Annotated in this window: 10 protein-coding genes; 4 read left to right on the top strand and 6 right to left on the bottom strand. The window is 73.1% G+C overall.

Translation table 11 applies throughout. The features are described from left to right. Entirely contained in the window at window positions 1-1,461 is a 1,461-nt protein-coding gene (locus ACGFYU_RS32510; RefSeq protein ID WP_393830894.1) for an NCS2 family permease, read from the bottom strand. A 129-nt stretch (window positions 1,462-1,590) separates the two neighbouring features. Here ACGFYU_RS32510 and ACGFYU_RS32505 point away from each other — a divergent pair, with 129 nt between their 5' ends. Next, entirely contained in the window at window positions 1,591-1,869 is a 279-nt protein-coding gene (locus ACGFYU_RS32505; protein ID WP_393830893.1) for a DUF2530 domain-containing protein, read from the top strand. A gap of 109 nt (window positions 1,870-1,978) precedes the next feature. Next, window positions 1,979-4,456 carry an HAD-IC family P-type ATPase gene (locus tag ACGFYU_RS32500; protein WP_393830892.1) on the top strand — a complete coding sequence of 826 codons (2,478 nt, stop codon included), beginning with the start codon at window positions 1,979-1,981 and terminating at the stop codon, window positions 4,454-4,456. A 13-nt stretch (window positions 4,457-4,469) separates the two neighbouring features. Here the strand turns inward: ACGFYU_RS32500 and ACGFYU_RS32495 are convergent, their stop codons facing one another. From ACGFYU_RS32495 to serC, 4 genes are all read right to left on the bottom strand, one after another. After that, on the bottom strand, window positions 4,470-7,610 hold the full coding sequence (locus ACGFYU_RS32495) for a sacsin N-terminal ATP-binding-like domain-containing protein (RefSeq protein ID WP_393830891.1): 3,141 nt from the start codon (window positions 7,608-7,610) through the stop codon (window positions 4,470-4,472). Between the two features lie 71 nt (window positions 7,611-7,681). Then, complete coding sequence (locus ACGFYU_RS32490; RefSeq protein ID WP_393830890.1) at window positions 7,682-8,323, bottom strand: class F sortase; 642 nt, start codon at window positions 8,321-8,323, stop codon at window positions 7,682-7,684. Further along, a complete protein-coding gene (locus ACGFYU_RS32485) occupies window positions 8,316-9,101 on the bottom strand; it encodes a hypothetical protein (protein WP_393830889.1) in 786 nt (261 codons plus the stop codon). Before ACGFYU_RS32485 ends, ACGFYU_RS32490 begins: the two co-directional genes overlap by 8 nt. Window positions 9,102-9,369: 268 nt before the next feature. Beyond that, window positions 9,370-10,488 carry a phosphoserine transaminase gene (serC, locus tag ACGFYU_RS32480; protein WP_393830888.1) on the bottom strand — a complete coding sequence of 373 codons (1,119 nt, stop codon included), beginning with the start codon at window positions 10,486-10,488 and terminating at the stop codon, window positions 9,370-9,372. Between the two features lie 115 nt (window positions 10,489-10,603). On the opposite strand from serC, the gene ACGFYU_RS32475 reads away from it, so the two are divergent. Both ACGFYU_RS32475 and ACGFYU_RS32470 read left to right on the top strand, forming a co-directional pair. After that, window positions 10,604-13,621 (top strand): FAD-binding and (Fe-S)-binding domain-containing protein, encoded by a 3,018-nt coding sequence (locus ACGFYU_RS32475; protein WP_393830887.1) that lies wholly within the window; start codon window positions 10,604-10,606, stop codon window positions 13,619-13,621. A 46-nt stretch (window positions 13,622-13,667) separates the two neighbouring features. Beyond that, on the top strand, window positions 13,668-14,660 hold the full coding sequence (locus ACGFYU_RS32470; RefSeq protein ID WP_393830886.1) for a DMT family transporter: 993 nt from the start codon (window positions 13,668-13,670) through the stop codon (window positions 14,658-14,660). Here the strand turns inward: ACGFYU_RS32470 and ACGFYU_RS32465 are convergent. Then, window positions 14,618-14,959: a DoxX family protein gene (locus ACGFYU_RS32465; RefSeq protein ID WP_393830885.1), complete on the bottom strand. Its 342-nt coding sequence runs from the start codon at window positions 14,957-14,959 to the stop codon at window positions 14,618-14,620. The genes ACGFYU_RS32470 and ACGFYU_RS32465 overlap by 43 nt on opposite strands. Window positions 14,960-15,029: the final 70 nt, after the last annotated feature.

Here is a 15,029-nt window from a genome sequence, read left to right as displayed (position 1 = left end):
TTACGTGAGCCCGAGGGCCGGCATCGCGTAGTAGAAGACGAACACCGCCGACACGACGTACATGGCCACCGGGACCTCGCGGCCCCGGCCGGTCGCCAGCCGCAGCGCGCAGAAGCTCACGAAGCCGATGCCGATGCCGTTGGTGATCGAGTAGGTGAAGGGCATCATCACCATGGCCAGGAAGGCCGGGACGGCGATGGTGAAGTCGCTCCAGTCGATGTCCTTGACCGAGCCCGCCAGGATCAGGAAGCCGACCGCCACCAGGGCGGGGGTGGCCGCCTGGGACGGGACCATGGTGGCGAGCGGGGTCAGGAACAGCGCCACGGCGAAGAGGCCGCCCGTCACGACGTTCGCCAGCCCCGTACGGGCGCCCTCGCCGACACCGGCCGTGGACTCCACGAAGCAGGTGGTGGCCGAGGAGGAGGTCGCTCCGCCCGAGGCGACGGCCAGGCCGTCGACGAGCAGGACGCGGTTGATGCCAGGGAACTCGCCCGTCTTCTTGTCGATCAGCTTCGCCTCGTCGCCGACGCCCAGGATCGTGCCCATGGCGTCGAAGAAGCAGGACAGCAGCACGGTGAAGACGAAGAGGACGCCCGTCAGGACTCCGACCTTCCCGAAGCCGCCGAAGAGGCTGACCTGGCCGACGAGCCCGAAGTCGGGCGCGGCCACCGGGTTGCCCGGCCACTCGGGGACGGTGAGGCCCCAGGCGGTGGCGGGCAGCCGGGTGATCAGCTGGACGGCGACCGCTACGACGGTCATCGCCACGATGGAGATCAGGATCGCGCCCGGTGTCTTGCGGATCAGCAGGGCCAGGGTCAGCAGCACGCCGACGACGAAGATCAGGACCGGCCAGCCGTGCAGGTGGCCGCCCGCGCCGAGCTGGAGCGGGACCGTGGTGTGCGCGGCGTCGGGGATGCGGGTGACGAAGCCGGAGTCGACCAGGCCGATCAGCATGATGAACAGGCCGATGCCGATGGCGATGCCCTTGCGCAGGCCCAGCGGGACGGCGTTCATGACCCGCTCGCGCAGGCCGGTCGCGACCAGCAGCATCACGACGAAGCCGGCCAGGACCACCATGCCCATGGCGTCGGGCCAGCTCATGCGCGGGGCGAGCTGGAGGGCGACGACCGTGTTGACGCCGAGGCCGGCGGCGAGCGCGATCGGGACGTTGCCGATGACACCCATGAGGAGGGTGGTGAAGGCCGCCGTCAGGACGGTCGCCGTGACGAGCTGGCCGCCGTCGAGCTGGTGCCCGTACATGTCCTTGGCGCTGCCGAGGATGATCGGGTTCAGCACGATGATGTAGGCCATCGCGAAGAAGGTCGCGAAGCCGCCGCGGACCTCGCGGGCGAGGGTGGAGCCGCGCTCGGAGATCTTGAAGTAGCGGTCCAGCCCGCCGGAGGGTTCCTGGGGGGAAGGCTCCGGACGGATGGCTTCGGGGGCGGGGGCCGAGGTGCTCATACGGTCCTCAAATGGGGTTTCATACGAAGAAAATGGGCCTGGCCCAAACCGTTTCAGTATGAACACATGAACGAAGGGGCGTCCATCTCCGCGCGTAGACCACGAATCGCCGCACCTAGACTTGGGGGCATGGCGAAATGGACTGCGAAGCACGAGGCTCCCGAGCCCCTGGAGGGCCCGGTCGTCGCGACCATCACGGGCGGCACGATCCTCTGGTTCGCGATGTTCGTCGTCCAGCTCCCCTTCTACGGCTGGTTCGCCGACCGGGACCTGCTGTGGTGGGTCTGGACCTGCGCGGCCGGCGGCTTCCTCGGCCTGATCGGCATCTGGTACGTCCGCGGCCGCGACGCGGCACTCAAGCGCCACGCCGCCGAGGCCGCCGCGCAGGCCGAACAGACCGGCGAGTAGCCCCGCCGCCGCAGGAGGGCCTACCAAGGGACGATTCGGGTCATCCCGAAGTCGGATCTTCGGACTTCTCGGCGGGTGAAGCGTTCGAACCGCCCGTACCGTCGAAAACATGACGCAGCGGGCGAAGATCGACAATGACGGGCCTGAGCCGGGCGACGCCGCAGGCGGCACGGCGGCCGGCCTCGCCATCGACGCGGGCGCCGAGCTCGACCCGGTGCACCCCGTGCGGCCACCCGCGCCCAGGTTCAAGCCGGGCGGTCTGACCACCGCCGAGGTCGCCGAGCGCGTCGCGCGCGGCGACGTCAACGACGTGCCCGTGCGCAGCAGCCGCTCCACCGCCGACATCGTCCGCGGCAACGTCTTCACCCGCTTCAACGCGATCATCGGTGTCCTGTGGCTGATCATGCTGATCGTGGCGCCGATCCAGGACAGCCTCTTCGGCTTCGTGATCATCGCGAACACCGGCATCGGCATCATCCAGGAACTCCGCGCCAAGAAGACCCTCGACGGGCTCGCCGTCATCGGCGAGGCCAAACCCAGCGTCCGCCGCGACGGCCGCACCGCCGAGATCTCCACCTCCGAGATCGTCCTCGGCGACGTCATCGAACTCGGCCCCGGCGACAAGGTCGTCGTCGACGGCTCCGTCGGCGAGGCCGACGGCCTGGAGATCGACGAGTCCCTGCTCACGGGCGAGGCCGACCCCGTCCTGAAGAAGCCCGGCGACCAGGTCATGTCCGGGTCCTTCGTCGTCGCCGGCGGCGGCGCGTTCACCGCCACCAAGGTCGGCCGCGAGGCCTACGCCGCCCAGTTGGCCGAAGAGGCCTCCCGCTTCACGCTCGTCCACTCCGAGCTGCGCTCCGGCATCTCCACCATCCTCAAGTACGTCACCTGGATGATGATCCCGACCTCCATCGGTCTCATCATCAGCCAGCTGATCGTCAAGGACTCCAACCTCAAGGACTCCATCGCCCGCACCGTCGGCGGCATCGTCCCGATGATCCCCGAAGGCCTCGTCCTGCTCACCTCCGTGGCCTTCGCGATCGGCGTCATCCGCCTCGGCCGCAAACAGTGCCTGGTCCAGGAACTGCCCGCCATCGAGGGCCTCGCCCGCGTCGACGTCGTCTGCCTCGACAAGACCGGCACCCTCACCGAGGGCGGCATGGACGTCACCGAGCTCCGCCCGCTCGGCGGCGCGGACCCCTCGTACGTCAAGAAGGTGCTCGGCGCGCTCGGCGAGTCCGACCCCCGCCCCAACGCCAGCCTCCAGGCCATCATCGACGCCTATCCCGACAGCGCGGAGTGGCGCTGCACCGAGTCGCTGCCCTTCTCCTCCGCCCGCAAGTACAGCGGCGCCAGCTTCAGCGAGGGCGACGGCGAGAACAACACCTGGCTGCTCGGCGCCCCCGACGTACTGCTGCCCGCCGGGGACCCGGCCCTCGACGAGATCAACGACCTCAACGAGCAGGGCCTACGGGTCCTCCTGCTGGCCCGCTCCGCCCGCGAACTCGACGACGCGGCCGTGGCCACCGGCGTGAAGCCGACCGCCCTGATCGTCCTCGAACAACGCCTGCGCCCCGACGCCGCCGACACCCTGCGCTACTTCGGCGAGCAGAACGTCCACGCCAAGGTCATCTCCGGCGACAACGCGATCTCGGTCGGCGCGGTCGCCGGCAAACTCGGCCTGCCGGGCGCGGAGAACACCGTCGACGCCCGCAAGCTCCCGTCCGAGCAGGACGACATGGCGAAGATCCTCGACGCCAACTCCGTCTTCGGCCGCGTCACCCCGCAGCAGAAGCGGGACATGGTCGGAGCCCTCCAGTCCAAGGGCCACACGGTCGCCATGACGGGCGACGGCGTCAACGACGTGCTCGCCCTCAAGGACGCGGACATCGGCGTCTCGATGGGCTCCGGCTCGGAGGCCACCCGAGCGGTGGCCCAGATCGTCCTCCTGAACAACAGCTTCTCGACCCTCCCCTCGGTGGTCGCCGAGGGCCGCCGCGTCATCGGCAACATCACCCGCGTCGCGACCCTCTTCCTCACCAAGACGGTCTACTCGGTCCTCCTGGCCATCCTGGTGGTCTGCTCGCAGGTCGAATACCCCTTCCTGCCCCGCCACCTGACCCTTCTCTCCACGCTCACCATCGGCATCCCGGCCTTCTTCCTGGCCCTGGCACCCAACAAGGAACGCGCGAAACCGCACTTCGTGAAGCGCGTCATGCGCTACGCGATCCCGGGCGGCGCCATCGCCGCGACGGCCACCTTCGTCACCTACCTGATCGCCCGGGCCCACTACACGGGCCCCGACTCCCTCAAGGCGGAGACCAGCGCGGCCACCCTGACCCTCTTCCTCACCTCGATGTGGGTCCTGGCGATCATCGCCCGCCCGTACACGTGGTGGCGGGTGGCCCTGGTCGGCGCGATGGGCGGCGCCTTCCTGATCGTCCTCGTCGTCCCCTGGCTCCAGAACTTCTTCCAGCTCAAGCTGGAGGGCGTGACGATGCCGTGGATCGCGGTGGCCATCGCGGCGGCCGCCGCGACCCTCATCGAGTTCACCTTCAGGTGGGTGGACCGCAGGTTCCCGGCCTGAACCGGGCCGGGAACTAGTCGAACCACCTGTCCCGGGCCAGTTCCGCGGTCCGGGACGGGTCCTCCAGGAGGGCTGCCACCTCGAAGCGGCGGGGCCACTGGGACGCGGCCCAGGCCAGACCGGCCGCCACGCCTTCCAGGGTGGAGGCGTGGAGGGTGCCGTCGGGGGTGCGGCGCCAGTCGAGTTCGGTGCCGCCCGCGATCAGTTCCTCGTGCTCGATGTAGGTGCGGGGGGTGGAGGGGCCGAGGAGGATGCGCACCGACTCCGGGACCTCGTGTTCCTCGCCCGGGGTCGTGACCTCCGCCGGGACCGTTTCCGAGAGGCGGCGGACCTGGAGGAGGTCCGCCAGGTCGGCGGCCCGGGACGGGGACACGGCGAGGAGGGGCATGCCTTCCGTGAGGGGGAGCAGGTCGGGGGCGTCCGCGATGACCGCATCGGCAGCGTCCACCACCCGGGTTTCGCCGTCCACCACCGCGCGCAGCTCGTCCGGGAGCGTGACCTGTTCCGGGTCCAGGTCGGCCAGGGCGGTGTACAGGCCGTGCAGCTGGCGGCCCGTCACCTCGCGGTCCGGGTCCGCGAGGCGGGCCAGGAGCTCGGCCGCGCCGCCGGGTTCGTCCAGCAGGGCCGGCACGGTCGTCCGTACGCCCAGGGCGCGCAGGACCTGCTCGTCCTCGAAGCCCGTGGCGTCCGCCGAGGTGTAGAGGCCTTCGAGGAGCGGGTCGCCGCCCGCCGCGCGCAGGCCCGCCGGGCGGCGGCCGTCCAGGACCGGGTGGTCGCGCAGCCACCAGGCGGTGTACGGGCGCACGGACTGGGTGGTGCCGTCCGGCAGGAGGATCCGTACGGGCTGGGTCAGGGCGTCCCGGAGCGGGGGCTGGGCCAGCATCGAGAGGGCCTGGGGCCAGCAGTCGTCGTCCACCAGGTCGAGGTCGCGGACCGCGACCAGTTCCGTGGCCACGGGGGGCACGGGGAGCTCCGGGAGCTGGTCGAGGACGTCCTCGCACCACACGTCCACCGCGTCCAGCAGACCCGCGTCGTCGGGCTCGGCGAAGTCGCCCTCGCGCGGCTCCAGTTCGTCCGGATCGAGGACCACGTCGGTGGCGCGGACCAGCTGGAAGGCAGCCAGGACCCCGACCGCCGTCAGCGGGCCCTCCCCCCAGCGCGACGCCAGCTCCGCGTCCACGTACGGGACCTCGTCCTCCCGGATCACCGAGGCCAGGGGGCTGCCGGGCAGCAGCAGTTCGCCCGCCGGGGTCAGTTCGCCGTCCTCGTCGGGCAGGGCCAGCGCCCCCAGCCAGGGCTCGTCGCCCGGCGCGAGGTCGGCGTCGCGGACCAGGGTCAGGACGATGTCGGCCAGCTCGTCGGCGTCCGGGGTGTCCGCGTCCTCGTCCCAGATCTCGCCCGCGTCGAGGGAGGCCGCGACGGCCGCCCGCACCTGCGGGGTCGTCAGCACGGCCCGCGCCGTGGCCGGCAGGGCTCCGAGCTTCTCCAGCAGCGGGTGCGCCGCGTCCGGGTGGGCCACCTTCAGCCCCAGCCGGGCCAGGCTCTCGGGGGTGTCCGCGTAGGGGAGCAGGATGTGGCGCGGGCCGATCGTGGTGCGGCCGTCGGCCAGCGGTACGGGGAGGCCGGACAGCCGGTCCGGGTCCACCCCGGCGAGGCTGTCGTAGAGCCGGTGCCACCACTCGGGGGTCCGCTCGATGCCCGCGATCCGCTCGATGGCGTCGCCCAGCGGGAGCCGGCCCACGCCCAGGGTGCGCAGCTCGGCGCGGCGCTCCAGGCCGGCCGGGAGCAGGGTCGGCAGGACCTCGGCGAGGACCCGTACGGTGTCGGCGCCCGCACCCTCCACGACCTCGGCCTCGAACGGGCGCAGGGCGCCCCGCTCCTCGGCGTGCTCGGGCGGGGCGGCCGGGGCGAGGAAGGCCGTACGGGGGAGCCGGTCGAGGACGGCGGCGCGCAGCGCTCCGTCCAGCGCGCCCTTGCCGAGCGGGCCCGGGACCAGGTCGACGAGGGCGGTGCTCACCGGGTCCCAGGCGCCGAGGAGCTCTGCGTACGCGTCGGCCGCGCGCTCCACGAGGAAGTCGGTCAGCGGTCCCGGTGCGGGATGCCGGCGGGTGGTGTCCAGCGGCAGGGTGGCGATGAGCAGGGCCGGGATGCCGAGGGGTTCGTCGGTGGGGGTCGGCGCGTGCACCACGGGCGCGGTGGCCGGGCGCAGCGGGGCGCCCTCGGAGTCGACGGGCACGGCCCAGGACACCGTCCAGGCGGGCCGCAGGCGTTCCTCCACGGGCCGGTCGGCGAGCAGCGCCCGCTCGATGGGGCCGCCGTGGCGGACGGTGCGCCAGCGGTTGGTGCCCGTACGGGAGTCCTCGATGACGGTGTACGGGCCCTCGTCGCGGCGGTACAGGGTGCGGGTGCCGTCGGCCGGGGTCTCGACGACGACCTCGCGCAGGCCCGGGAGGGTGAGGAGGAGGGCGTCGTCGATACCGGCCAGCAGCCGCTCCGCGAGGTCCTCGGCGGCCGCGTCGCGCAACGGGAGGACCACGACGGTGTCGTAGCCCTCGGGGGCGGTGCCCTCGGCGGGCAGCGGGAGGCGCAGCAGCGGTACGTGGCCGTCGCGGCGGCGCAGCTCGTCGCCGAGGCCGGGGCTGCCGACGGCGGCGTCCCGGGCCAGTTCGCGGGCCTCGGCCAGGGACCAGCGGACGCCGCCGTGGCGGCCGAGGACGGCGGGCTCGTCGGAGACGGCGAGGACGGCGGCGAAGCCGACGCCGAAGCGGCCGACGGTGTCGGCGGAGGCGGAACCCGGTGCGGTGGACTCGCGCTTGGCGGAGGCGCGCAGCGTGGACAGCGACTCCACGCCGGTCGCGTCGAGCGGGGCACCGGTGTTGGCGACGGCGAGCACCGCGTGCCCGCCCTCGCCGGGGTGCAGGGTGAGCCGCAGCCGGCCCGGAACGCGGGCCCGGGCGGCGGCGTCGGCGGCGTTCTGCGCCAGCTCGACGACCAGCCGGTCGCGGTAGCCGCCGAGCGCCAGGTCCTCCTCGGCGTTGGCGTCCTCGCGGAACCGGGACGGGCCGGCGCCCCACGCGTCGAGGACCCCGCGCCGCAGCCGGGCCGTGCCGAAGGGGTCCACGCCGCTCTGGGCCGCCGTCACTCGCACGTTCACGCCGCTGCCTCCAAGATGTGCTGGGCCTTGATGCTTCTGCCCCGAACGACCTGAAGGTATCGCGTGTACCCCTACGCCTTGCCCGTGAGGTGGGCGAACACCACGACGTTGGCATCCCAGTGGCGGTCCGCGGTGAGGTTGCCGCCGCAGGTGATCAGGCGGAGCTCGGCCTTGCCGTGCGTGTCCCCGTAGACCTTGTCGGTGGGGAAGGCGTCCTTCTTGAAGGTTCCGACCTCGTCCACGGCGAAGACGGCGGTGCTGCCGTCGGCCCGGTGGACCTCGATCCGCTGGTCCTTCTTCAGGGTCTTGAGGTTGAAGAAGACGGCCTCGGGGACCTTGGGGGTGTCCATGTGGCCGACGATCGCGGCCGCGCCCTGTTCGCCGGGGGTGGGGCCGTCCTTGTACCAGGCGGCGTCCTTGGGCTTGGCGAAGTCCGGTTCCTGCATGACCCCCTGGGAGTCGAGGCCGACGCTGTCGAGCGGGGCGTCCACGCCGATGGCGGGGATCTTGATGCGGTCCGGGACGGACGGCGGGAGCGAGGCGGCCGCCGCCGCGTTGACCGGGGCGTCCTGCTGGGCGGTCTCGCCGCCCGCCGAGCAGCCGGAGACGAGGGCGACGGCAGCGAGGGCCGAGGCCCCCGCCAGGGCGGCCGCGCGGCGTGCGCGGGCGCCCCGGCGGGGTGTGGCGGCAGAGGGGGTGGAGGACTCAGACATTGCTGGTCTCGGGGACATAGCCGACGGGCGCCTCGCCGGTGTTCACGGAGCCCTTGGGCTTCTTGTGCTCGCTCGGCTTCAGCGGCTGCGGCTTCGGCTTCACGTCGTGGCCGCCGCCCGCCTCGGTGGAGAACTTGACGGTGTCGAACTGCTTGCCGCCCGCGTACGCCTGGACTCCGTAATAGCCGGTCTTGACGTCCTTGGCCACGGTGGCGGTACCGGTGAAGGTGCCCTTGCCGTCGCTCTTCAGGTTGACCTGGCCGCCGGTGAAGGCGTCGGACTTGACGAAGGCGTTCTTCTCGGTGGTCTTGATGGTGACGACGACCTTGTCACCGGGGTGGCCGGAGTCGGTGGACAGGCTCAGGCTGGGCGCCGACGGGCTGGGCTTGTCGCCCTTCTTGACGGTCAGCTGCGCGGTCGCCTGGAGCTTGCCGCCGTCGGGGCCGGTGCCGGTCAGGGAGACGCCGTAGGTGCCGTCCGCGACGTCGGCGACCTTGGCGGTGCCGCCCCTGCCGTCGGTCATCTTCACGCCGTCCAGGGCCTTGGAGGAGACGGAGAGGTTCGTCGAGCCGTCGGGGACGTCCATCCGGAAGGTGACGGAGTCACCGGGCTTGGCGCTGGAGGCGGACAGGTGCAGGCCCGCCGAGGCCGCGTGTCCGCTCGCGCTCGCCGACTTGGTGGGGGACGGGGTGGCGTCGGCGGCGAAAGCGGTGGTGGCGCCGCCGAGGGCCATCGACGAGGCGAGGGCGATCGCCGAGAGGGTGAGTGCCTTGCGCATGGGGTCTCCTCATGAACGGGCCGGGGTTCGTTCCCGGCACACCAGACATGAGGGACATCCTGGGCGGGTTGGTTGCGGGCCGCCGAGGGGTGGCGGGGCGGGCCGCCGAAGGTCCTGCGACATAAAGGCGCAGGCCGGGGGAGGGGCCGGGATCTTCCGTTTGCAGGGTCTTTGCCCCGATTTTTGGGACCAAAGTCCCCGGCCACGGAGGCGGGAAACGCCCGAGCCCCCGGAGACACGAGGTCACCGGGGGCTCGGGCGGCAGTCGTTAGAGCTTCTCGATCACGTAGTCGATGCAGGCCGTCAGCGCCTGCACGTCCGCCGGGTCGATCGCCGGGAACATCGCGATGCGCAGCTGGTTGCGGCCGAGCTTGCGGTACGGCTCGGTGTCCACGATGCCGTTGGCGCGCAGCACCTTGGCGATCGCCGCCGCGTCGATGTCGTCCGAGAAGTCGATCGTGCCGATGACGGCGGAGCGCTTGTCGGCGTCCACGACGAACGGGTTCGCGTACTTCGAGGCCTCGGCCCAGCCGTACAGGTTCCGCGCGCTGGCCGCCGTACGGTCGGTCGTGAACTCCAGGCCGCCCTGGCTGTTCATCCACCGCAGCTGCTGGTCGAGCAGGAAGAGGGTGGACAGCGCCGGGGTGTTGTACGTCTGGTTCTTCAGCGAGTTGTCGATCGCCGTCGGGAGGGAGAAGAACTCCGGGACGTGCCGACCGGAGGCGTGCACGCGCTGCGCGCGCTCCAGGGCCGCCGGGGAGAAGGCCGCCAGCCACAGGCCGCCGTCCGAGGCGAAGGACTTCTGCGGGGCGAAGTAGTAGACGTCGGTCTCGGTGATGTCCACCGGCAGACCGCCGGCGCCCGAGGTCGCGTCCACCAGGACGAGGGACCCGGCGTCGGCGCCCGCGACGCGCTTGATCGGCGCCGCGACACCCGTCGAGGTCTCGTTGTGGGTGTACGCGTACACGTCCACGCCCGCCTCCGCCACCGGCTCGGGGTGCGTGCCCGGCTCGGAGGAGATCACGGAGGGCTCGTCCAGCCACGGCGCGAGCTTCGCGGCCTTGGCGAACTTGGAGGAGAACTCGCCGAAGGTCAGGTGCTGGGACTTCTGCTCGATCAGCCCGTGGGTCGCGATGTCCCAGAAGGCGGTGGAGCCGCCGTTGCCCAGGATCACCTCGTAGCCCTCGGGGAGGGAGAAGAGGTCCCGGAGACCCTGGCGCACCGAGCCGACCAGGTTCTTGACCGGGGCCTGGCGGTGTGAGGTTCCGAGCAGGGAGGTTCCGGTGGCGGCGAGGGCGTCCAGCGCCTCGGTCCGCACCTTGGAGGGGCCCGCGCCGAAGCGTCCGTCGGCGGGCTTGATGTCAGCGGGAATCTGGATCTCAGCCACGAGCGGAGCGTATCCGGTCGGAGTCCGAGGGTTGGAGGCGCGTCCACCCGATGAGACGCAGGGGGACGGTGGCAGGGTGGGCACCGTGACGTCATCCGGGGCATCCAGGGCATCCATGCGTGAACTAGAGCGGGCATTGAGGTCGAACCTGCGCGGGGAGGTGGATTTCGGCGCCGCCGCCCGCGCACTGGTGACCATGGACGCCTCGAACTACCGGCGCGTCCCGGTCGGCGTCGTCGCCCCGCGCGACGCCGAGGACGTGGCGGCCGCGCTGCGCGTGTGCGCCGAGGCCGGGGTGCCGGTCGTGCCCCGGGGCGGCGGAACCTCCATCGCCGGCCAGGCGACCGGGGTGGGCGTGGTGCTCGACCTCACCCGGCACATGAACGCCCTGGTGTCGGTCGACCCGGCGGCCCGCACCGCCGTCGTCCAGCCCGGGCTCGTCCTCGACCGGCTGCGGGACGCGGTGCGCCCCTACGGGCTGACCTTCGGCCCGGACCCCTCCACGCACTCCCGCTGCACCCTCGGCGGCATGATCGGCAACAACGCGTGCGGGGCCCACTCGGTGGCCTGGGGGACCACCGCGGACAACGTGGCCGAGCTGGCGGTGACGGCGTACGGGGGCTCCTCGTACCGGATCGGCACGGGCTGGGAGGGGGCTCCTCCGGGGCTGCGGGAGCTGGTCAACGGGAACCTGGCGGTGCTGCGGACCGGCCTGTCAGGGGGGTTCTCGCGGCGCATCTCCGGCTACGGCGGCCTGGACGCCCTGCTGCCCGAAAGGGGCGTGGCGGTGGCCCGGGCCTTCTGCGGGAGCGAGGGCACGCTCGGGGTGGTGACGGAGGCGGTGGTGCGCCTGGTGGAAGCGCCGCGCGCGCCGGTGCTGGCGGTCCTGGGCTACGCCGACGAGAGCGCGGCGGCGGACGCGGCGGCGGGGCTGCTGCCGTACCGGCCGCTGACGGTGGAGGGAATGGCGGAGGACCTGGTCCGGGGCGCCGCGGCCGGGCTGCCGAGGGGGCGGGCCTGGCTGTTCGTCGAGATGCCGGACCGGGGCGCTGCGGATGCCCTCGTACGGGCCGCTGAGGCGGTCGACGCGGTGGTGGTCACGGACCCGGCGGGGCAGCGGGCGCTGTGGCGGATCCGCGAGGACGCGGCGGGCACCGCGACGCGGATGCCGGATGGTTCTGCGGCCTGGCCGGGGTGGGAGGACTGCGCGGTGCCGCCCGCCCGGCTGGGGGCGTACCTGCGGGAGTTCCGCGCGCTGCTGGCGGCGCACGGGCTGCGGGGGTCCCCGTACGGGCACTTCGGCGAGGGCTGCGTGCACGTACGGATCGACTTCGACCTGGCGTCGGCGAAGGGCGTGGCGGCCTTCCGCGCCTTCTCCTCGGACCTGGCGGATCTGGTCGTCTCCCACGGGGGCTCGCTGTCGGGCGAGCACGGGGACGGGCAGGCGCGGGCGGAGCTGCTGCCGCGGATGTACGGGCCGTCGGTCATCGCGCTCTTCGGCGCGTACAAGGACGTGTGGGACCCGGCGGGCGGGATGAACCCGGGGATGCTGGTCCGGCCGGGGCGGCTGGACGAGAACCTCCGCTTCGCGGTGCTGCCGGACTCCGCGCTGGCGAGGGATGTGTCTAGGTGCGTCGGGGTCGCGAAATGCCGGACCACCGAGACCGGGGGCCCGGCCGTCATGTGCCCGTCGTACCGGGCCACGGGCGAGGAGCAGCACTCCACGCGGGGCCGGGCCCGGCTGCTGCACGAGATGCTGGCGGGCGAGGTGGTCACCGGCGGCTGGCGCTCGCCGGAGGTCGCCGAGGCGCTGGACCTGTGCCTGGGCTGCAAGGGTTGCCTCAGCGACTGCCCGGTGGGCGTCGACATGGCCACGTACAAGGCGGAGTTCCTGCACCACCACTGGTCGGGCCGCATCCGCCCGCTGTCCCACTACACCCTGGGCGGCCTGCCCACCTGGCTCCGGATGCTCACCGTGCTGGGGCTGCGGGGCGCGGCGAACGCGGCGTCCCGGCGCGTGGGGGTACCGGGGCTGGCGGGGGAGCGCGCCTTGCCGGAGTTGGCGGGGGAACCGCTGACGCGCTGGTGGCAGGCCCGCGGGGGGCGGGCGCCGGGGGCGGGGGCGGGAGCCCGCCCGGGGGGCCGAGCCCCAGCGGTGGGGCCGGGGGCGGCGGGCCCGTCTGCGACCCCCGCGCGCCCGGAGCCTCCGCCCGCCGCGCCCCCGGGCACACCGGCCCAGGCCCCGCCGGGCCGCGCAGCCTCGTCGGCGTTCGAGGCGCGGGGCCGGGGGCGGAGTCCCGTCCAGGCGCCCTCGGCGCACCCGGCTGAGGTGCCGCCGGGCCGCGCAGCCTCGTCGGCGTTCGAGGCGCGGGGTCGGGCGGAGCCCGGGGGCGGCGCGCAGGGCGCTGGTTCCGGTCCCGCCGTCACCGTCACGCTGTGGCCCGACACCTTTACCGAGCACCTGTCCCCCGGGACCGGTCGCGCGGCGGTCCGTGTGCTGAAGGCCGCCGGGCTCGAAGTGGTCCTCCCCCGGGGACGGGTCTGCTGCGGCCTGACCTACTTCTCCACCGGCCGTCTCGACCGCGCCCGCACGGTCCTGCGCCGCACCCTGGACGCCGTAGGCGACGTACCGGCCCCCGTGCTCGTCCTCGAACCGAGCTGCGCCGCCGCCCTCCGCAGCGACCTTCCCGCCCTGCTCCCCGACGACCCCCGAGCCCCCCGCCTCGCGGCAGCCGTCCGTACCTTCGCCGAGACCCTGGAGGAGTACGCCCCCGACTGGCGGCCGCCCCGCCTCGACCGGCCGGTCGTCGGCCAGACCCACTGCCACCAGCACGCCATCCTCGGCGACGCCGCCGACCGCCGCCTGCGCGAGCGCGCCGGCCTGACCGGCGCGCTCAGCGGCGGCTGCTGCGGCCTGGCGGGGAACTTCGGCTTCGAGCCGGGCCACCACGCCGTGTCGGTGGCATGCGCCGAGGAGCAGTTGCTGCCGTCCCTGCGCGAGGCCCCGCAAGACGCCCTGGTCCAGGCGGACGGCTTCTCCTGCCGCACACAGATCGCCCAGCTGGGCGGCGGGGTCCGAGCCCGCCACCTGGCCGAACTCCTGGCGGAGGGGCTGGAGGACAGCCGCCTGTAAGGCAAGACACGCAGCGACACTCCTTACGACCCCCTAACCTGGAGGAATGACCGCGCCCACGCCCACCCCCGTACCCGCCACCGCACCGGCGGCCGCATCGACGGCCGATCCCGCCGCCCCCGGCGGCCGCGGCACCCGCCTCGGCCCGGTCGCACTGGTGATCGCGGCCGGCATCTCGGTCCAGTTCGGCGCCGCCCTCGCGGTCATGATCATGCCGAGGGCGGGCGCGGCAGGCGTGGTCACGCTGCGCCTCGCGGCCGCCGCCCTCGTACTGCTGCTCCTGTGCCGCCCCAAACTGCGCGGCTACTCCCGTTCCGACTGGGGCACGGTGCTCGCCTTCGGCGTCACCATGGCCGGGATGAACGGCCTCTTCTACCAGGCCGTGGACCGCATCCCGCTCGGCCCGGCCGTCACCCTGGAGGTCCTCGGCCCGCTCGCCCTGTCCGTCATCGTCTCCCGCCGCCTGGTGAACCTCCTCTGGGCCGGCCTCGCCCTGGCCGGCGTGGTCCTCCTCTCCGGCCACGGCGGCAGCGGTGGTGGCGGCTTCGGATTCGGTGCCCTCGACCCGGCGGGCGCCGCCTTCGCGCTCGGAGCGGGCGCGATGTGGGCGGCGTACATCGTCTTCAGCGCCCGTACCGGCCGCCGCTTCCCGCAGGCGGACGGCCTGGCCCTGGCGATGGCGGTGGCCGCGGTGATCTCGCTCCCGCTGGGCGTGATCGAAGCAGGCTCGGACCTCGTCGTCCCGAGCACCCTGGCTCTGGGCGTCGGCGTGGCGGTCCTGTCCTCCGTACTCCCGTACACCCTGGAACTGCTCGCCCTGCGCCGGCTCCCCGCCCCGACGTTCGCGATCCTGATGAGCCTGGAGCCGGCCATCGCGGCCACGGCCGGCTTCCTCGTCCTGCACCAGGCCCTGTCCGCCCTGGACGCCCTGGCCATCGCCCTCGTGATCGCGGCCAGCATGGGCGCGGTCCGCTCCCAGAGCCGAAAGCGGGCCGCTCAGAAGCCGAGGGCGAGGGCGGCGACCGCGGGGGCGGCGTAGATGATCGGGAAGATGGCGTGGCCGTAGGCCTTGGCGCGGATGACGGTGATGACGGCGCCGGTGAAGTAGAGGGCCAGGCCGATGGCTGCGGCGATGCCGATGGGCGGGACGAAGAGGCCGACCACCAGGCCGACCGCGCCGCCGAGCTTGGCGGTGGCGAGGAGGTTCCACCAGCTGCGGGGGACGCCGTACTGGGCGAGGGGCTCGACGGTGAACTTGGCGCCGAAGAAGATCGAGGCGCCGGAGAAGCCGGCCATGAACGCGGCGACGAGGGTGATGACGGTGGCGGTGGTGGACATGGTGTGCTCCTGTCGGGTGGGGATTGTTGAGTTGCTCTTGCCTCAATGACCCGACGGGTGGGGGGAGTGT

The organism is Streptomyces sp. NPDC048337 (genome assembly GCF_043201175.1).
Lineage (GTDB): Bacteria > Actinomycetota > Actinomycetes > Streptomycetales > Streptomycetaceae > Streptomyces.
The sequence above is the reverse complement of the archived record's forward strand: the minus strand, read 5'-3'. Positions and strand labels throughout refer to the sequence as shown.